This is a genomic window from Gallaecimonas pentaromativorans (assembly GCF_003751625.1).
GTDB classification, from domain to species: domain Bacteria; phylum Pseudomonadota; class Gammaproteobacteria; order Enterobacterales; family Gallaecimonadaceae; genus Gallaecimonas; species Gallaecimonas pentaromativorans.
Window position 1 is genome coordinate 581271 of sequence record NZ_RJUL01000001.1, and the last position, 18973, is coordinate 600243.

Consider the following 18973-nt stretch of genomic DNA (forward strand, 5'->3'; position numbering starts at 1 on the left):
TCAATGTCCTGTCGGGTTTACCGCTGTCACGGCGTTATCGTCGAACAGCTTGAGCAGCTCTCGACGGCTGCCGCTGACCAGCGACACCTGATTCTTGTCAATATGGCTGAGGGTCCAGCCCTGCACCTTGTCCCCAATGGCCAGCACCTGGCCATTGATGATGGCCCGCGCCGGGCGCGTCTGCAGCACCGCCGACAGCACCAGCGGCGCCTGGGGTTGGCGGCTGGCCTGGCCATGGTTGCCCGGCGGCCGGGTGGGGTCTTTTAGCGCCTCGGCCTCGGCCCCGGCACTAAGCGCCAAGATAATGAGGACTGGTGCCCAGGGTGTAGACATGGATCTGGATCTCTGCGTCAGGGTAATGGTCTTGTTTGAAGTCCAGGCTCTGCCAGTAAAAATGCCAGGGCAGTTTCTCGACTTCCTTCAAAAAGGTCAGGGTGGGCAGGTAACCGCCCTTTAAAGTCAGGCTCAGGCCATGGCGATAAAGCTGGCCCTCGGCTGGCGCCTTATCATCGGCGCCCTTGGCCTTGTCTTTTGCTTCGCCCAGGCTCAGCGGCTGTGGGGGCAGGCTTTGCAGCTTCACCAGTTGCAGGTCGCCGGTGCCCGACAGCAGCGCTTGCAGTAAAGACGCCATCGCCTCGGGCGGCACCAGAGACTGGGTGCGCTCGGCAATGGTGGCATCTAGCCCTTTACGCTCGGCGATCAGCTGCTCGATGTCCTGGCGCAGCTTGGCGTTGGGGTCTTGGGAGAGGCGCGCGTCCAGCACCGCTATCTGGCTTTGGGTCAGGTTAAGGGTGCTGCGCTGCTGGGTAATGGCCCTTTTAAGAGCGCTGTTTTCACTCAACAGCGGCTGCAACCAGCTAAGGCCGAGGATGCCCAGCAGCAACACCCAGCCAGCCACCATCACCAGCACTTTTTCGCGAAGCGCCAGGGCCGAGAACCATTCAAGGAGCTTCATTGGCGCCTCCGCTTTTGAGGCTAAAGGCCAGGGTGCCGTCTTGCTCCTTGTCGATACCGACGGTGGCAAACTGGCGTCCGGCCAGAGCCGGCTCTTGGGCAAAGGTCTGTACCCACTTTGGAATAAGGGGCGCCTTGGTGGCGTGGCCGCTCAGGCTCAGCTGCTGGCCGTTGATGGCGATTTGGTCCAGCCATAGGCCGTTGATGCTGCGTTGGGCCAGGGCTTCGAGCACCGGCGAAAAGCCCTGCTGCGGCAGGCTGTTAAGCTCGTCGATACGGGCCAGCAGCGCCCGGCTGTTGTCACGGGCCTTGGCAATCACATCGCGCTGAGCTACCAGGGCAGGGTCTGGCAGCCATTTTTTCAGGGCCGCTTCCTTGTCGGTCAGCGCTGTTTGCAGCTGTTGCTGGCGGGCTTTGAGTTGCCGCTGCTGGGCTTCGAGGCCACTTTTTTGCCAGTAGCCCCAGCCAAGGCCCAGGGCCAGCAGAGCCAGCAGCAACGCCCAACTGAGCAGCATGGTCTGGGCGCTGAGGCGCTCGCGCTTTGGCAACAGATCCGGGGTGAGCAGGTTGAGGTTATGCTTCATGGCCACCTCGCAAGGCGCCAAGGGCCGCCCAGTCGGCGCAGCGCTGCTCAAGAAAATCGTCCAGCGGCAGCACCGGCACCGAGAAGGTATCGCTCAGTAGCGGCGCCAAGGAGCTGTCCAGCAGCTCGGAAAGGGCCAGCAGGATGCGCTCGGCCGGCGGCTGGCGTAGCTGGCTTTCCAGGTAATCCAGGGCGCGCTGGATATCCAGCGACAGCCGCTCGGCGAGGATATAAGGGTCCAGCTCGTCCTGGTTGAGGCGATAGCCCTGCAACCAGCGGGAGAAATAGAGCATGCCCTGGTGGTAGATGGCCAGCAGCAAGTCGCCGTCGCCATTCAGATTCAGCACCAATACCGGCCGGCCGCCCTCTCCGGCGCTAAAAAGATGGCGCAGGCTCATCTCTTCGTTGCCGATGGACACCACCTCGGCCGGCACCGCCTGGCAGATGCCGCTCAGCAGCTTCTTGCTGGCACAAACCACGTTGACCCGCTCGCGGCCGATAGGCTGGGCAGGCAGATCGTAATAATCAAATTGCAGATCCTGGGGCGGGATGGGCACGGCGTCTTTAAGAGCCCAGAACAGCTCCTCGGTTAGCGGCTCGGTGGCGGGCTTGTCCACCGACAGGCTGCTCAGCTCGCTGTGGGGCAGCACCAGATGCACCTGATCCTGCGGCTGCACCGGCAACGTCGCCAGCAGCGCGGGCCAATGGGCCGGCCCCTGGCAGTCAAAACGGGTTAACTGACCGTCGTCACTGACCAGATGCACTGCCTGCTGACTGAGCCCGACTCCCCATTGGCGGGCGGATTTCTTACGGTGGAACCATGCCATTTTAGGTATCTTCTACTCCCTGTTCAGCGTTCGGGGCCGTTCCCGTCGACGACAAAGTGGCAACCTGATGTTCAACACTTCATCCAAATCGTTTAATCAACGCATCACAGTGCCTAGCGTACTGGAAAAAAAGGTTTTTTTAACCATCAAAAGGGATGATTTGCTCGATCCTTTGATATCGGGCAACAAATGGCGAAAGCTCAAATACCCGCTGGCCGCCGCCAAGGCCAATGGTTGCCCCGGGGTAGTGAGCTTTGGCGGCCCCCACTCCAATCATTTGAGCGCCCTGGCCAGCGCCTGCGCCGGCCTTGGCCTTGCCAGCCACGGCGTGGTGCGCGGCCATCAGCAGCTCACCCCTACCCTTGAGCATTGCCAGCGCCAGGGCATGACCTTGAGCTTTATCAGCCGCGAGCAATATCGCCTTCGCCACGACAGCCAGTGGCTGGCGGCCTGGCAGCAGCGTTTTGCCGGTTGGCTAGTGCTACCGGAAGGCGGCTCGGCGCCAGCGGCCCTGGCCGGGGTAGCCGAATTGGTGGCAGAACTGACCGACCCTTTTGATGAGATTTGGACGGCGGTGGGCTCGGGCGGCACCTTGGCCGGCTTGGTGGTGGGCGCCGAGGGGCGCGGCGAGATTGTCGGGGTGATGGCGGTAAAGGACCCAAGCCTTGAAGGGCGCATCGAAGCGTTGCTCGAAGACGCCGGCTGCCCGCACCGCAACTATCGGCTGGTGCGCGGCTTCGAAGGGCCGGGCTTTGGCAAGTTCACTAAGGAGATGGCGACAAAAATGCAGGCCTTGGGAGCGGAGCTTGCCATCCCTTTGGAGCCCATCTATACCGGCAAGCTGCTACTGGCCTTCTGGCATTTTCTTCAAACAGGGCAGCTTGATGGCCAACATATCGTGTTGCTGCACACCGGCGGCCTGCAGGGCCTTGAGGCCCTTCGCCAGCAAGGGCGCTGGCCTCGGTTATAGAGGGTCCCAGGCGCCGTGGCCAAAGAGCGGCCCTTCACCGGCACTGACTCCCAGCCGCTGCAGGCAAAGCCGCTCGTCGTTGTCGACAATGCCGGTGGCCACCACCTCGGTATTGCTGTCTACCGCCTTTTGCACCAGCCGCTGCACCCACAGTTGCTGTTCGCTGTTGCGGTGAATTTGCCGCACCATGGAACTGTGCAGTTTGAGCATGCGCGGCGGAATGTCCTGCCAGGGCGAGCGTTTGGAATGCTGGCCAAGGCGTTCCACGGCTACGCCGACCCCGATAGTGCCCAGTTGGCGCAGCGGCTCGGCCAGGGTTTTGCCGTGCTGGGCCAGCTCGAATTCGGTGACGCTCAGCATCAGCTGCGGCAATAGATCCCGTACTTCCAAAAGCGCCAGTTGCAGCCAGCGGCTAAAACCGGGTTTGAGCAAGGCGTCGACACAAACCCGAAACACCAGCCGGTGGCCACGGTTACGGGCCTGGTCTAGCTTGGCCAGCAGCAATTGCAGGCACAACTTGGTCATGGCCTCTTCCTGGCCTACCCGGCAGGCCATGGGCATAAAGACGCTGTCATCGATTTTCTGGCCCTTAGGATCGGTGATAAGGGCCCTGACCCGCAGGTGATGCACGTCGCCGTCCAGGCTGTGTACCGGCTCGGTCACCAGGTTGACGCTTTGGCGGCCCAGCACTTGGTCCAGCAAGGTGCGCCAGCGCACACTGCCGGTTTCTACCTGGGGCATGGACTCCACATCGGCGGCCATCACTGCGTTCTCGCCCTGCAACTGGGCGCCGCGCAGGGCCATGGCGGTTTTGTCCAGCACCAGGGCGGTATCGTCACCGGCCTGGTAGAGGGTCCAGCCCAGATGCAGCCAGTCATTACCGGTCAGGCCCTTGGGTTTTGGCAGCCGCTCCAGATCCTTGATTAGTCCCAGGGCAAAGCTTTGGCCATCCTTGGTGGGCATCTGCGGCAGCAGCAGGCCGTATTCGTCGTCATCCAGGCGGCTCAGCACGGCATCGGGCCAGCCCTGGGCCTTGTCTTGCAGCAGCTGCACCAGTTGGCGCTGCCACGGCTCAAAGTCGCTATCCGCTACCCCATCGAGGTGGCTAAGCTCCAACAGCATCACACAGCCAATGCGGTTGCCTTCGGACTCTTGCAGCCAGGTGGCCAGGCGCTGCTCAAAAAAGAGCCGGTTACCCAGCCCCGTGCGCTCATCCAGCCAGGCGGCGCTGTGCAGCAGGCCGTCCAGCTGTTGCTGCTGGGCTTCGAGGGTATGGATACGTTTTTGCTGGCCAAGCAGCCGGGCACGGGCCTCTGGAAAGCTGCCCTGCTGGGCCACCTGGCCGCTTTTGGCTTCGGTTTCAAAGGTGGCTATCTGCTGGCGCTGCTGCCAGCAGCTTCTGGCCAGGCGAAACAGCAACCACAGCAGCAGCAGCACCCCCAGCAGCATCGGCAACATGGCCACAAAGACCTGCTGCCAGGGCATGGGATGATGATAGAAGGTCAGGCTCAGCAGCCGCTGGCCGGTCAGGCGCAGCTCCACTCGCTGGTAGTCGCCGATGCCGGGCACCTGGTTGCGGGTTTGCAGGCGCGGCTGGCCCGCCACATAGAGCGACGCCGCGTGGATGTCGGCGTCGTCGGTGAGGGCGTCCCACAAGGCGGGCGGCGGCGTTTGGGGATAAAGGGCCACCACTCGGCCCAACTGCCGGGCCTTGGCCAGCATGTGGGCGTCGTGCTGCTGGTGGGTCAGTACCAGGGTTAACCAGCGGACGCCGGCCAGGGCCAGCGTCAAAGATAAAATCACTGCAATAACAAAAGGTAAGCGCTTTTCCATAAGCCTTGCCGGATATGAATGCCAGGTCCATTTAACCAGATGGCAAGCCAATGTCCATGGCAAGTATCGGTTAAATCTTAATAACTTAGCGCCAGATCCCCTTTTGGTTGCGCTAACAGGTCATACCCGCCGGGACAAGCTCAGCTCCTGCACCAGTTGCTCGTCTGTGGCTATCCACTCGGGAATGGCTTGGCGCAAAAGCTCGACCCAGGTTTTCACTTTGGCATCCAGATACTGGCGGGAGGGGTAAAGGGCGTGGATGTTCAAATCCTGCAGCCGGTATTCGGGCAGCACCCGCACCAGCTCGCCACGGCGCAGCATGTCGACCGCCGAGTACAAAGGCAGGGCGGCGATACCCAGGCCCCCGGCTGCGGCTTCGGCCACCGCGTCCCCTACATTGGCTTGCAGCGGCGAATGGCCAAGCTCGACGGTGATGTGGCCGTCGGGGCCTTCCATCTCCCAGTTGTCCATGGGCAGTACCGGGCTTAACAGCCGCAGGCAGTCGTGTTCTTTGAGATCTTCGGGGGTGCGGGGCTCGCCCCTGGCTTTGAGGTAATCGGGGGAGGCGCACAGCACGCTGTAGGTGCGGCCGATAACCCGGGAAATCAGGCTGGAGTTGGGCAACTGGGTGCTGAGCACAATGGCCATGTCAAAGCCTTCTTCCAGCAGATCCGGGATGCGGTTGGCCAGGGTCAGCTCGAAGGTGACTTCTTCATATTGCTGGCGGTACTGATTGATGGCGCGAATGGCATAGTGCTGCCCTACCCCGGTCATGGAATGCAGCCGCAAAGTGCCACGGGGCCGGGCGTGGGCGTCGGCCGCTTCGGCTTCGGCTTCTTCGATGATGGGCAGGATTTGCTGGCAGCGGAGCAGGTAGCGCTGGCCCACTTCGGTGAGGGCCAGCCGGCGGGTGGAGCGATGAAGGAGCCTTGCCTGCAGGTGGGCTTCGAGGTTACTGACCGCCCTGGACACGCTGGCCGTGGTGGAATCGAGGTTACTGGCGGCGGCGGTGTAACTGCCGGTTTCGGCCACCTGCATGAAAACCCGCATGTTGTGCAAAATATCCATCATCTCTCCTGTTCAAATTGTGCGTTCGGGCTTAGCCGGCCCGAGGCTGCTGGGGCTTGACGATCACCGTGGCCGTGGTGCCCGCAGCCAGTACCAGCCCTGGCGGGATGGTATCGATATGAATGCGTACCGGAATGCGCTGGGCCAAACGAACCCAGGTGAAGGTGGGGTTCACGTCGGCCACCAGTTCGCGACTTTGGGGGTTATCCCTGTCGTAGATGGCGCGGGTGATGCTGTCCACATGGCCTTGCATCACCTGGCCGCTCATCAGTTCTATACGTACCGGGTCCCCTACCTTGATCCGCAGCAGTTTGTTCTCTTCAAAGTAGCCGTAAACCCAGTAGGAATGCTGGTCTACCACCGCGACTTGCGGCACACCGGCGGCGGCGTAGTCGCCCTGGTGCACGTTGAGGTTGGTGACGTAACCGTCCACCGGGGCGCGCAGCTCGGTGCGGCTGAGGCTCCATTTTGCCTCATCCAGCTTGGCCAGGGCCTCCTGGTATTCGGCCTTGGCCACGGCAGCGCCGTTGGAGGCGTCGTCCAGGCTCTCGCGGGACACCACCTTGCGGTCCAAGGCGATACGGCGCTGGGCCTCTGACTCGCGCATTTTAAGGTTGGCCTTTTTGGCCGCCACCAGCGCCTCGGCCTGCTCAACCGCGATTTGGTATTTGTCGGGGTCGATGCGCAGGAGCAAATCGCCCTTTTTCACCTGCTGGTTGTCTTTGACCGGCATCTCTACCACCCGCCCGGAGACGTCGGAGGCCACGTTGATGATGTTGGCCCGCACCCGGCCATCACGGGTCCAGGGAGCCTGCATGTATTGCTCCCACAAGCGCTGGCCAGTGAGGGCGGCGCCGCAGAGCACAGCGATGGTGACGGCATAGCCGATAACCGATTTCAGTTTCATGATGCTAAAACCCGATATTCAATAGATGAAAAGCGCAAAACCACTGAAAAGCAAAATAAAAAGCGAAACGCGAAACAGCGAAGGGTGCCAGATCCAGTCATACAGACCCAGCCTGGCTACCAGCCGGTCCAGGCCCCAGGTCAGGGCCATCACCGCCAGGAAGATCACCATCAGCGAAGGCAGTAGCAGCCCTTCGAGCGCCGTTTCCCGAAAACCGTCACTGAGCATGGTCAGCTCCTTTATGGCAGCGTCGGTACAAAATGGAATGCCGGTCCAGCAGGGTGGTCCGGGCAAAATGCAGGTAACTGACCACCCGCCGTAGCGGCGAGCGGTCGAAATGGTCCTGGGCGCCCAGTTGGCCTTGCAGTTTGGCCAGCAGTACGTCCAGCATCTGGCGGGCCACCAGCAGCTCATCGGCCGAGGGGGCCATAAACAGCGCCACCAGTTGCTGCTGCAGGGCGTTCAGTTCCTGGTGCCAGGGCGTCGGCGCCATGGCCGCCACCTCCTGGCGCCAGTTGAGCATGGCGTGGCCCACTTCCTGGACAATCAGGCTCCACTGCACCAGCTCGGTTTGCACGTCAGGGCGGCGGGCGGCCAGGCCATAGACCTGGCTGAGAATGTCGCGGCTGCGGCTGTCAAAACGCCCGGGCAGGCTGCCGAGGTCGTCATCGGCCACCATGGCCAGGGTGGCGCGAAGGTCGCGCTCCCAGGCCCGCCACATCCAGCCGCTGGCAGGGGGCAACAGCACGCTGTTGGCCACCGCCGCCAACACCGCCCCCATAAAGAGGCCGCCGTAAGCGCTGATCACCGACAGCGGCGCATAAACAGTGGGGTTGGTGGGCACGCTGCCCATGGAGAACATGATCAAAAGCCCCAGCCCAAAGCCAGCCCAGGCCGGTTTCATGGTGATATAGGTGCCCAGCATCACCACCGGCAGCAGCGCCATCAGCAGTAGCGGCAAGCCGTCGATGAGCGGGTAGACATAGACGCTCTCAATCACCCCGAACACGCCGCCAACAAAGGTGCCCATGGCCATTTGCACCGCCAGCTTGCTGGGGTTGGGCATGCCGGAAGACAAGGCGCAGATGGCAGCGGCGTTAACCAGCATGTAAGGCCCGGCCTGCCAGTCGAGGGCAAACCAGATGGCGCCGCCCACAAAGATGGCCGCCGCCGCCCGCACCCCGGACACCAAGGAGGCCAGCAGGTTGGCCTGGGAGGCAAAATCGCCCTTCCATTGCTCCCGCACGTGCAGCCTTGCCGCCAGGGCATGGTGGCTATGGGCGTAGGTGACTAAAGCCTCGGTGAAGTGATAGAGCAGCTCGGCGGCGGTATTGAACTCCAGCAGCGCCGCGTCGTCCTGCTTGAGCGGCTGGCGACAATCACGGATTAAGGGCATCAACCGGCCTTGGAATTGACCGATAGCTTCTGCCAGCCGGGCCGCCTCTTGGGGGCTCATCATGCTGTCGGGCCAAGGAGCAAGCTCGGCTTTAAAAGCCGCCAGGCAAGGCTCAAGGGCTGCCAGCACCTGCTGCTGGCCGTTTTCCTGCAAGCGCCGCAACTGGCGATGCAGGGCGTTAAAATGGGTCAGCAAGCCTAGAAAATCGTTATTGAGCTGAATCAGCCGCTGGCTGCGCAGGCGGGTGTGGGGGTCTTCGATGGCCGATACGGTGCGCATGGCCTCCAGCCCCACCGCCTGGGTGGCAAACTCCACGTTAACCTTGCGTAGCACTTGTGGGTCTTGGCCATCCAGGTGCTCCAGCACGAAAGCGGCAAAGCGGCCGAAGCGGCTGGCCACCGAAAGGTTCATGGCGCCATGGCTGGTCTGGGGGAACACCAGCACACTGACCAGGGTGGAGCAGAAAATGGCCAGGGCAATTTCCAGCACCCGCCAGATGGCATCAAGGATGGCGGTTTGCGGGTGCAAGGAGGCTGGCAGGCCAATCAACGCCGCGGTGTAACCGGCCAGCACAAAGCCATAGAAGCGCCAGTCGCGGTAACGGGCAGCGCCAGCGATACAAAAACCTATCCACAGCGCCATGGCACCCAGAAACAGCCAGCGCTGCTGGGCAAAAAGCCCCAGCAGCAGCACCATCACCGCCAAGCCCACCACCGAGCCCAGCAACCGGAACAGGCCCTTGGCGATCACCTGGCCGCTTTGGGGCTGCATCACGATAAAGACGGTGATCATGGCGGTGCTGGGCTTTTGCAGCTGCAACACCATGGCCAGCGACACCGTTAAAAAGGCCGCCAGCACCACCTTGAACAGGTATACCCACACCAGGCCGTCGCTGCGGGCCCAGGCCCGGGCGGCTTGGCGCCAGTCATCACTGCTGGGCAGACGCCAGGCGTCAGTGGCCATGCTCGGCTTCCTGTTCAGGCTGCATCTGGGTCAGGCTGGGGCTGTCTTTGTCAGCCAGCAAACCGCCGCCCAAGGCTACCTGCAGACCGGCGTGGGCCGCCAGCCGCGCCGCCACCAACTGCTCGACCACCAGCTTTTGGGTAAAGAGGTTTTGCTCGGTGCTGAGTACGTCCAGATAATCGCTAAGGCCGCCTTCGTAAGCCTTTAAGGTCAGGTCGTAACTTTGCTGGGCCAGGGCCACCGCCTTGGCCGCCAGAGATTGCTGCTTATCCAAAGAGCGCAGGCGAATAAGCTGGTTGGAGATCCCCTCCAGTGCGCCCAGCAGGGTCTGGCGATAATGAGCCACGGCGCCGTCGTAATCGGCGCTGTAGGCGGCCAGGGTATCGCGGCGGGTGTCGCCATCGAGAATGGGCAGTGACAACACCGGCCCGGCCGAATAGGTGAACTTGTCGCGGCTCAGCACATCCAGCATGTTGCCACTCACCGCCGATAGCACCACAGAAGCCGCCAGGTTGATGTTGGGGTAGAAATCGGCGCGGGCCGCATCGATATCGCGGGCATAAGAGGCCACCTGCCAGCGGCTGGCCACCACATCGGGCCTGTGGCCCACCAGCGCCAGCGGCACTACATCGGGAATGGCCGGGGCCTGGCTGAGGTTAAGGCTTGGCCGTTGCAGGCTGGCGCCGGCAGCTGGCGATTGGCCTGCCAACACCGCTATCTGGTTGCGGCTCAGTTGCAGCTGCTCGTCGAGATCTTCCATTTCCCGCTCCATGGCGGGAATGGGGGCCTGTGCCTGGGTTACATCCAACTCGGTACCCAGGCCGCCGTCATAGCGCTTTTGCACCAGGGCCAGGATATGTTGCTGTTGGGCCAGCAGCGCCGTTTTTACATCGTACTCGGCATACAGCAGGGAAAAGCGGATATAGGCCCGCACCAACTGCCCGGCCAGGGCCAACTGCACCGCCTGGCCTTCGGCTACCGACACCTGGGCCCGGTTCAAAGCCGCCTCGGAGCGGTTTTTCTCCCGGCCCCAAAAATCCAGTACATAGGAAAAGCCAAGACCAACACTGTTGTCCCAGGTGTTGGCGCCATAGAGGGTGCCTGGGCCGTAGAAATCGTCTTTTGCCCATTTATGGCGCTTGATGCTGGCATCGACACCCAACTTGGGGGATTCGTCACCGGCAGTGAGGCCAGCCACAGCCATGGCACCACGAATACGGGCCTCGGCCTGGGCCAGGCTGGGGCTGTCGGCCATGGCTTTAGCCAGCCAGGCATTGAGCTGGGGATCGCCAAAAGCCTGCCACCAGTCCTGGCGCGGCCAGGCGGCATCTTTGCGGGCTGCTTTAACCGCATCATCAAACACCAAAGCCTGGGCGGCCTTGGCATCGGCTTTGGGTCTCAGTCCTTCGGAGCTGATACAGCCTGCTATTGTTACGGACAAAGCAAAAACACCGCTAAGGCAAAGCCCACGGCGTAGAAAAAAAAGATCCACCAGAGACATTCCCAGAGTTGGAAAACAAAAATGGGGAAAGCGATAACGGCGCCCAATCTACCGATCGTGGTGAAAGACCGAAAGAGAAGCGCCAGACAAGGAACTGTTACGTTTAGAGAAGTAATGCCGACTTGACGCCCTATCGCCTGCTCAAGCGCCCAGTGCCTCGACCAAGGCGTCAATCGCAAAGCGAGTCTTCAACGGCACATGCGGATTTTGCGGCCAGACCAAACTGCACTCCAGCATCTTGCGCTGCTCGGGCAGCACTTCCACCAATTCGCCCTGTTGTAGCCGAGGCGCCACCAGCCATAACGGCAAAAAGGCCAAGCCCAGACCGGCAACGGCCGCATCGACCAGAGCGTCGAGATTGTCGACCTGGAATCGGCTATGGGTTTGCGGCAAGCGAAAGCCAGGCCTGCTCACATAATTGGCCCAGGGGCCGGAGCGGCGGCTGGCGCTGTATTCCAGGGTTTGATGGCCGCTCAGTTGCTCAAGGGTCTGGGGCTGACCATAACGCTCCAGATAGGAAGGTGCCGCGCACACCACGATGGTCGAAGGGGCTAAGCGCCGGCAAACCAAGCCGGAGCTGTCATCAAGCGACCCCATCCGCACTGCCAAGTCAAAGCCGCTTTCAACCAAATCCAGAGATTGGTCAGTGAGGTGCATTTGTACCTGCAAACCGGAGAATCGCTCTGCCAGCTGGGTTATCACTGGTGCGACAAAATGTCGCCCAAAAAGAACCGGCGCAGTGATTTTCAACAGGCCGCGCGGCTCATCCGGCCGACTGTCAAGATCGTTCAATCCGGCTTCCACCAGCGCCAGAGCCCGTCGGCAATTGGCGTAGAAGCGCCGCCCTTCCTCGGTTAAGGCAAAACTGCGGGTGGTGCGGTGAAAAAGGCGTACTGCCAGCCGCTCTTCCAGTTGGGCAATGATTTTTCCCACGGCGGCGCGGGTTAGGTGCAGCTGCTCACTGGCAGCGGCAAAACCGCCAGCATCGGCCACCGCCACAAAAGCCGAGATCCCGGCCAAAGGGTCTTTCACGTCCACCTCCACCACTTTGTATCGCTATCGTAAGCACAGTGTCGCCAAATACGGGCTAACGCTTCCCTGCGGTAGACACTAGTCTGATATGCATCACTCGGCCAGTGGCAGATGTTATGACTCAGAGGTACAGCGGCAAGCGCTGTTAAGGGTCAACCAGGGGTCGCCGTTGTCATCTCACAGAGGAAAAATCATGTTTGGTTTTGTTCAATCCGTTCAACGACGCGCCGCACTGTTGCTGGCTGCTTTGTCTTTGGGCCTTGCCAGTGGGCAGGCAAGTGCCGCCGCGCCACTGCAAGGGAAACAGGTGCCCGGCTTTCATCGCTTGGCGGTGGGCGACCTGGAAGTGACCGCCCTGTTTGACGGTTATAACGATCTGGGGCCGTCACTGCTGCACGGTATGCCCCTAGCCGAGATCCAGAAGATCCTGGCAGCCAAACACAACACCGGGCCCGGCGTGCAAACCGCATTTAACGCTTTTTTGATCAACACCGGTAAACAGCTGGTATTAGTGGATACCGGGGCTGGCGCCTGCATCGGGCCAACCTCCGGCTGGCTGAGCAAAAGCATGGAAGCCGCAGGTTACCACCCGGCGCAGGTGGACGTGGTGTTGCTGACCCACATGCACCTTGACCATGTTTGTGGCCTGGTGGATGCCAAGGGCCAAGCTATATTCCCCAACGCCCAGGTATTTGCTGCCAAGGCTGAGGAAGATTACTGGCTGGCTCCGCAGCACCTTAAGGATGCACCTGAAGAAGCCAAACCCTACTTCGAAATTGCCGTCCATTCGGTGGCACCCTATAAGGCCAGCGGCCGCCTGCACAGCTTTACCACTGTGGCTCCGGTTGCCGGCGTTACCCTGGTTAACGAGGCAGGCCACACCCCAGGCAGCACCGGCTACCTGTTTAGCTCTAAAGGCCAAAGCATCCTTTTTGCAGGCGATATCATCCACATAGGCCCGGTTCAGTTTGACCACCCGGAGCTGTCCATCGCCTTTGACGCCAACCCCGAGCAAGCTATCGCCGCCCGTGAGAAGCTGTTTACCGAGTTGGCCAAATCCGGCACCTGGATGGCTGCCGCTCACCTGCCCTTCCCCGGTATTGGCCATATCGAGCAACAAGATGACCACTTTGTCTGGTTACCGCTGCCCTACGGCCCACTGCACCGGGCAGATAAAGTCCCCCTACTGCAATAAACAAAAAGGCCGCCACTTGGCGGCCTTTTTGTTGCACCCCATCAGCCCGGCCCCGGCAGCAGGGCCAGATAAGCGGTAGCCGCCAGCAGGCTGAGCATCACCAACCCTTCGATGACGATGGAACGGGCCAGAGCGCTGGCGTCAGGAGACGCGGCCAGGGTGGGCACCAGCTTCCATTTATGGCGCGCCGCCAGCAGCAAAACGCCAATCACCAGCAGCAATTTAATGGCCATCATCTTGCCGTAGGGGCTGACCCCTAGCTCGGGCAACACGCCAATCAGGATCAAAGCGCTACAGCCGGTAATAAAGAGCACCACCAGCACCACGGCGGCATCGTCGCCAAAGCGGGCCATGATCGGGGCCGCCTCGCGGCCACCTAAGGTGCGGCTCAGATACCACAGCGGATAGAGCGCTCCAAGCCACCAGCCCACGGCCAGCAGATGCAGGCCTATCAGCACCTGCCCCACCCCGCCCATATCCAGGCTGTGGCCGTTTCGTGTGCCGCCAATGGCCATAAAAGTAGCCGCCAGAGCATAGCTAATGGGCAGCAGCGCCTTGCCCGCCAGTTGCCGGTAAAAACCGAGGCGAAGGCCAAGGGCTACCATCACGACAAGCGCCGCTGCCGCCAGCCGCCAACACAGGGCCGCCCCTTCCGGGCTCAGCCACAGTAGCGCCAGGGCGGTGGTATCGGTGATGCCACTGAGCCCCTTGCCGGAAAAGCTACCCACCAAGGATAAAAAATGCCCCAGCGCCATCAGCGCGCCGCCCACGCCACAAAAGAGGCCGTAACGCCCCAGGTGGCGGTGGATAGCCTCGCGCCCCGGCAGACGAAACAGCGCCATCACCTGAATAAAGAGGGCGCCGATGGCACTGCACAAGGTGAGATAAATGCCCCACTTGGAGGCGACAATCAGCGCTGGCCACATGGTTCGCTCCTGCTTGTTGTTCCGGCCCGCAGCATATTAACAACCAGGCCGTTATCCTCGCGAGAAAAAGCCGGGCCAAAGCCCGGCTTTTAATACGCCTTAACCCGCAGCTGGGCTCAGTAGAGACTGCCTTGCCAGCCCTCGCGGGCCATGGGCAGATGAAGCTGGCGTTTGGCAACGGCATGGGAGATGGCATTACCCAGCGCCGCCGCCATGGGGCCTTGTACTATCTCTGCCGCCCCCAGGAAGGGCTCGCCTGGCTGGTTGATGATGTGGACATCGACCTGCAACGGCATCTGCGGGAAGCGCAAGATGGGGTAACCACTCCAGTCAAAGCTGTGTACCCCTTGTTTGTCGTAGAGCACCTGCTCGTAAAGGCTCCAGCTGGAGGACTGCACTATGCCGCCCTGCACCTGGTTGATAAGGCCGTCAGGGCTCACCACCTGCCCAACATCCACCGCCGTGACCACCCGCACTATGCTGACCTCACCGGTTTGGCGCTGCACCTGCACCTCTACCGCAATGGCACAATAACCCATGATGTTTTTGTAACGGGCAAAAGCAAAACCGTACCCCTGGCCGGGTTGGCTGACCTTACCCGGCCAGCCGAACTCGGCAGCCGCTTTGTTCACCACCGCCACTGACCTTGGGTCCGACAGGTGCTGCAAACGAAATGCTACCGGGTCAACCGAGGCTTTCTGTGCCAGCTCATCGATGGCGCTTTCAATGGAGAACACATTGATGTGCGCTCCCAGCGAGCGCATGGCCGAGGTACGAAACGGCATGGTGGTGACGAAGTTGAAATCCACCTTCAGCGACGGAATGTCATACGCCGGCACCGAGTTACGGTCACCGTCCCCTTCCGGGCGGGGAATGGGCACCGGCGGCGCCGGCGCTATGGGGTGCTCGAGCAGCCAGGCCGGCAGCAGGCGGCCAGCGTTGACAATGCGCTCGTTGTGGGGCGTGCTCCACAGGGTATAACCCCAATCGGCAATTTTGCCGTTGCCGTCCAGGCTGGCCTTGAGCTCGGTCAGCATCGCTGAGCTGTAGGGCTCCCAGAGGTTTTCATCTTCGCGCATCCACTGCACCCGCACCGGCTGGCCGGGCAGTGCCATGGCAATGAGGGCGGCATCGGCGGCTACATCGTCGGCGCCGTTATGGCCGTAACAGCCGGCCCCTTCCTTGTGGATACAACGGATCTGCTTGGCTGGCAGCCCCACCAGTTCGGCAAGGCCGGCGCGAAGGGGGAAAACCCCTTGGGTGTGGGTCCAGACCGTCAGCAGGCCGTCTTTAAACCAGGCCACGGCGCACGAAGGCCCGATGGAGCCGTGCATCAAATACTGGCGGGTCTGGCGGCCGCTGTAAGCCGGGCCGCTGCCGGCGGTGCCTGGCGTGCCTTTATCAGCAATGGGGTAGCGCTTTTGCGGCAGGGTTTGCAGCAGGTTGAAGATGGTTGTCGGCTCTGGCAGCGGGTTGCCCTCGCCCCATTGGCTGGCAAGATAACCGGCCTTCATGGCCGAAATGGCCTGCCATTCATCTTTCGCCACCACCGCCAGGTAGCTGCCGTTTTTAACCAGCTTAACGACCCCCGGCAGCTTTTCGATTGCCTCAACGTCAATGGCCTTCAAGCGGCTGCCGCGCCGGGGCGGCCGGATCACCCTGGCGTGCAACATGCCCGGCAGGCGCATGTCTTGCACATAGGCCACGCCGCCCGAGACCTTGGCGGGAATATCTACCCGCGGCAGGGAACGGCCAATTTCGGTGTAATCCTTGGGATCTTTGCTGGGGGTATGTTCGGTGGCTACCTGATGCAGGTCGACCCCGGCCACCGCCTGGCCGTAGGTCATCTGCCGGCCGGTGTCATCCGAGATGGTGCCCTTGCCGGTACGCAGGCTGGCCAGCGGCGCCTTCCATAGTTTGGCGGCAGCCATCAGCAGCAATTGGCGTACCTGGGCGGCAGCGTTAAAGAGCGCGGTGCCGCTGTCAAAGATGGAGTGGCTGCCGGCGGTGTAGCCCTCGTTGGGGGTCAGGCCGGTATCTGCCGTAATAAAATCAATCTGTTGCGGCGGTACATCCAGGCGATCAGCGGCAATTTGCAGCAACGCAGTTTTGACCCCGGTACCCAGTTCCACCTTGCCGGTAAAAACGGTGATGTGGTTGTCTGGGTCGATGCGTACCCAGGCGTCCAGGTAGGGATTGGAGCGCAGGCTGCCGGGCAGGTTGGGGTCGAGGATGGCGGTGCCCAGGGTGTCCATTTCTTCGGAGCCGGCCATGGCCTTGAACGACAACGGCAGCAGGCTGAACGCCATGATCAGCGAGCCATTGGCCAAGAAGGCGCGGCGGCTCGGGTTGATGTTGTCTGGTGAGTGACTCATCACAACTCTCCCTTGGCGATAACCGCTTTGATGGCAGCAAAGATGCGCATATGGGTGCCGCAGCGGCAGAGGTTGGGGGCCATGTGCTCGCGGATCTGCTCGTCGCTGGGTTGGCGGTTGGTCTCCAGCAGCGCATGGGCCCGCATGATCATCCCGGCAATGCAGTAACCACATTGGGCCGCTTGTTTGTCGATAAAGGCTTGTTGCAGCGGCCCGGGGTGCTCGGCACTGCCCAGGCTTTCGATGGTGCGTATTTTCCGCTCCCCCAGGGCGCCGGCTGGCGTTACACAGGAGAACACCGCCTTGCCGTCAACAATCACGGTGCAGGCGCCGCACTGGCCACGGCCACAGCCGAATTTGGCGCCGTTAAGCTCCAGATGGTTACGCAGCGCATACAGCAGCGGCATGTCGGGGGGAATATCCAATTGGTGGGTACGGCCGTTCACCGTCAAAGTAACCATGGTTATTTCTCCTCCTGGCGGATCTGCGTCACGGTCTGGGAAAGGTTGCCCCAAGGCTGGGACGGGCAGTATTGGCCGCGCAGGTACTGGGCAATGGCGGCAATTTGCTGGTCGCTGAGGTTGTCGGCAAAAGGCGGCATGTAATGGCTAGGCGCGCCGACACTCATGGGGATCCCCTCCAATACGGCTTTGACCAGGTTTCGGGGGGTGCCGGCCAGCAGCGCCGAGCTATGGCCCAGGTCGGGGCGGTCATCAAGGCGGCGCATGGTGGCGGCGTCGCCGTGGCAACCGGAGCAGGAACCGGCAAAGAGCGCCGCCCCTTGTTGCTCAATTTGGCTAAGTTGGCTGGCCGGTTGCAACGCGCCAAAGCTGGGGTTTTTGCAGGCCCCGGCCACAGGCTGCGCCTCGGCAAAGCTCAGCAGGTATGTGGCCATCGCCTCAACATCGGCCAGTGGCATGGTCGCCATGCCGTGGGTCACCGGTAGCATGGGGCCAGCGGCGGCGCCATGATTGGGGGCCACTTCGCCACGCAGGTAGGCAACCAGCTCGCCTTGGGTCCAGGGATTGATGGCGGTGCTAAGCCCAGCCAGGGGCGGCGCTGTCCAACCATCGATGATGCTGCCGGCAAAGTGATCGCTGCCGCCCTTTTCTGCACCAATGAAATTAAGCGGGGTATGGCAAGACGAACAATGCCCGGGGCCTTCTACCAGATAACGGCCACGGTTCCACTGCGCCGATTGTCCGGGCTGGTCTTCCAGAGGGTCGCCATGGCGGAACAGCAGGTTCCAAAACGCCACCAGTGGCCGGAAGTTCATGGGGAACATCATCCGGTTGGGCGGCGGGGTCTGGCTGACCGGGTCCACGCTCATCAGGTAGGCATAGAGATCGCTAATGTCGTGATCCGACATTTTGCGGTAATGCACATAGGGAAAGGCGGGGTAAAGCAGGTGCCCGTCTCGGGCTACTCCGTCACGCATGGCCCGGCTAAAGGCCGCTTCGGACCATTGGCCAATACCGGTTTCACTGTCGGGAGTAATGTTGGTGGTGTAGAGGGTACCAAAGGGGGTTTTCAGCGGCAGGCTACCAGCCAGGTATTTGCCACCCGGCGCGGTGTGGCAAACGGCGCAGTCGCCAGCCTCCAGCACCATTCGGCCACGGGCGACAGCGGCTTTATCGGCAGGCATCGATGGCTTAACCGGCGCGATGGCGGGCTCCCACATCAGCCAGATGCAAAACAGCACGCCCAGCACCGCAACCCCGCCCAGCGTCTTGGCGACGGTTCTTGCTTTCATCGACACTTCCTCGCTTTGTTAACGCCCGGCCAACAGCACCTACCGGCCATCAGGCATAAGAATCAACAGCCTAAAAGAGGGAGTGGATGATTACACTGGCACCTAGGTTGGCCCCTGAACACGCCTTGGTGTGAGCGGCCTATACCAAGGGATAGCTGCATACTAGCGTCGCGTCGTAGATACCTACCGCCTAAATAACTGACCCTAATTGTGCTCCACCTTGCGGATACCATGACCACTGCCAGGAAAGGGTGAAACGGTCTCCATGAAGTGACGAACCCTGCCCAATAATTGCCACATCGTTTTGCATCGATGATTGCGGGTGATGGTTTCGTGCAGTGCCTGCCAGAGCCGTTCAATACGGTTGACCCAGGGCGAGTAAACCGGCTGGAACACCAGCTTGAACTTGGGGTTGTCGGCCAACCAGCACTGCGTCTTCCGACTTTTATGGATGATGTAGTTGTCCACCACCAAGGTGATGCTTTTCGCTTGCCGGTAGGTGCTGCGCAGCTTGCTCAACATGGCGATGAATAACCCTGAGTCCTTACTTTGCCCCGAGACATACAGCACTCGCCCGGTTTTGGCATGGAGCGCCCCCGCCAGATAGTGCTTGGCGTTCTGGCCCGGCGTGGCCACCCGTCGTTGCTGGCCTCGCGGCATCCAGTCCGCTCCCATTTTCGGGTTGAGGTG

Annotated in this window: 18 protein-coding genes; 2 read left to right on the forward strand and 16 right to left on the reverse strand. The window is 61.5% G+C overall.

Annotated features, from left to right (window positions below; genetic code table 11):
* From EDC28_RS02690 to EDC28_RS02705, 4 genes are read right to left on the reverse strand one after another with little or no spacing between them, the layout of a single operon-like run.
* Window positions 1–333 (reverse strand): hypothetical protein, encoded by a 333-nt coding sequence (locus tag EDC28_RS02690; protein ID WP_148049786.1) that lies wholly within the window; start codon window positions 331–333, stop codon window positions 1–3.
* The gene (gspM, locus tag EDC28_RS02695) at window positions 290–955 is read right to left on the reverse strand and encodes a type II secretion system protein GspM (protein ID WP_123420560.1); all 666 of its coding nucleotides are present in this window, start codon (window positions 953–955) and stop codon (window positions 290–292) included. Before gspM ends, EDC28_RS02690 begins: the two co-directional genes overlap by 44 nt.
* Complete coding sequence (locus EDC28_RS02700; RefSeq protein WP_050659033.1) at window positions 942–1538, reverse strand: PilN domain-containing protein; 597 nt, start codon at window positions 1536–1538, stop codon at window positions 942–944. Before EDC28_RS02700 ends, gspM begins: the two co-directional genes overlap by 14 nt.
* Window positions 1528–2364, reverse strand: a complete 837-nt coding sequence (locus EDC28_RS02705; protein ID WP_148049787.1) for a hypothetical protein — start codon at window positions 2362–2364, stop codon at window positions 1528–1530. Before EDC28_RS02705 ends, EDC28_RS02700 begins: the two co-directional genes overlap by 11 nt.
* A gap of 67 nt (window positions 2365–2431) precedes the next feature.
* On the opposite strand from EDC28_RS02705, the gene EDC28_RS02710 reads away from it, so the two are divergent.
* Window positions 2432–3334: a 1-aminocyclopropane-1-carboxylate deaminase/D-cysteine desulfhydrase gene (locus EDC28_RS02710; RefSeq protein WP_123420561.1), complete on the forward strand. Its 903-nt coding sequence runs from the start codon at window positions 2432–2434 to the stop codon at window positions 3332–3334.
* Here EDC28_RS02710 and EDC28_RS02715 read toward each other — a convergent pair.
* The 7 genes from EDC28_RS02715 to EDC28_RS02745 form a co-directional block, all read right to left on the reverse strand.
* Window positions 3329–5167, reverse strand: coding sequence for an EAL domain-containing protein (locus EDC28_RS02715; RefSeq protein ID WP_123420562.1), 1839 nt, complete (start codon window positions 5165–5167; stop codon window positions 3329–3331). The genes EDC28_RS02710 and EDC28_RS02715 overlap by 6 nt on opposite strands.
* 120 nt (window positions 5168–5287) lie before the next feature.
* The gene (locus tag EDC28_RS02720; protein WP_050659029.1) at window positions 5288–6235 is read right to left on the reverse strand and encodes a LysR family transcriptional regulator; all 948 of its coding nucleotides are present in this window, start codon (window positions 6233–6235) and stop codon (window positions 5288–5290) included.
* 31 nt (window positions 6236–6266) lie between these two features.
* Window positions 6267–7142, reverse strand: a complete 876-nt coding sequence (locus EDC28_RS02725; RefSeq protein WP_123420563.1) for an efflux RND transporter periplasmic adaptor subunit — start codon at window positions 7140–7142, stop codon at window positions 6267–6269.
* A gap of 18 nt (window positions 7143–7160) precedes the next feature.
* A complete protein-coding gene (locus EDC28_RS02730) occupies window positions 7161–7370 on the reverse strand; it encodes a DUF1656 domain-containing protein (RefSeq protein WP_050659027.1) in 210 nt (69 codons plus the stop codon).
* Window positions 7360–9501: an FUSC family protein gene (locus EDC28_RS02735; protein ID WP_123420564.1), complete on the reverse strand. Its 2142-nt coding sequence runs from the start codon at window positions 9499–9501 to the stop codon at window positions 7360–7362. Before EDC28_RS02735 ends, EDC28_RS02730 begins: the two co-directional genes overlap by 11 nt.
* On the reverse strand, window positions 9491–10942 hold the full coding sequence (locus EDC28_RS02740; RefSeq protein ID WP_336391485.1) for an efflux transporter outer membrane subunit: 1452 nt from the start codon (window positions 10940–10942) through the stop codon (window positions 9491–9493). Before EDC28_RS02740 ends, EDC28_RS02735 begins: the two co-directional genes overlap by 11 nt.
* 201 nt (window positions 10943–11143) lie before the next feature.
* Window positions 11144–12034 (reverse strand): LysR family transcriptional regulator, encoded by an 891-nt coding sequence (locus EDC28_RS02745; protein WP_050659024.1) that lies wholly within the window; start codon window positions 12032–12034, stop codon window positions 11144–11146.
* A 193-nt stretch (window positions 12035–12227) separates the two neighbouring features.
* Here EDC28_RS02745 and EDC28_RS02750 point away from each other — a divergent pair, with 193 nt between their 5' ends.
* Window positions 12228–13229: an MBL fold metallo-hydrolase gene (locus tag EDC28_RS02750; protein ID WP_050659023.1), complete on the forward strand. Its 1002-nt coding sequence runs from the start codon at window positions 12228–12230 to the stop codon at window positions 13227–13229.
* A 41-nt stretch (window positions 13230–13270) separates the two neighbouring features.
* Here EDC28_RS02750 and EDC28_RS02755 read toward each other — a convergent pair whose 3' ends face one another.
* The 5 genes from EDC28_RS02755 to EDC28_RS02775 form a co-directional block, all read right to left on the reverse strand.
* Window positions 13271–14155, reverse strand: a complete 885-nt coding sequence (locus tag EDC28_RS02755) for a CopD family protein (protein ID WP_123420566.1) — start codon at window positions 14153–14155, stop codon at window positions 13271–13273.
* A gap of 116 nt (window positions 14156–14271) precedes the next feature.
* A complete protein-coding gene (locus EDC28_RS02760; protein ID WP_123420567.1) occupies window positions 14272–16530 on the reverse strand; it encodes a xanthine dehydrogenase family protein molybdopterin-binding subunit in 2259 nt (752 codons plus the stop codon).
* On the reverse strand, window positions 16530–16991 hold the full coding sequence (locus EDC28_RS02765; protein WP_123420568.1) for a (2Fe-2S)-binding protein: 462 nt from the start codon (window positions 16989–16991) through the stop codon (window positions 16530–16532). Before EDC28_RS02765 ends, EDC28_RS02760 begins: the two co-directional genes overlap by 1 nt.
* 2 nt (window positions 16992–16993) lie before the next feature.
* The gene (locus EDC28_RS02770; RefSeq protein WP_050659019.1) at window positions 16994–18283 is read right to left on the reverse strand and encodes a c-type cytochrome; all 1290 of its coding nucleotides are present in this window, start codon (window positions 18281–18283) and stop codon (window positions 16994–16996) included.
* Window positions 18284–18487: 204 nt separating this feature from the next.
* Window positions 18488–18973: IS630 family transposase (locus tag EDC28_RS02775; RefSeq protein WP_123420594.1), on the reverse strand; the 486-nt coding region annotated here is incomplete at its 5' end.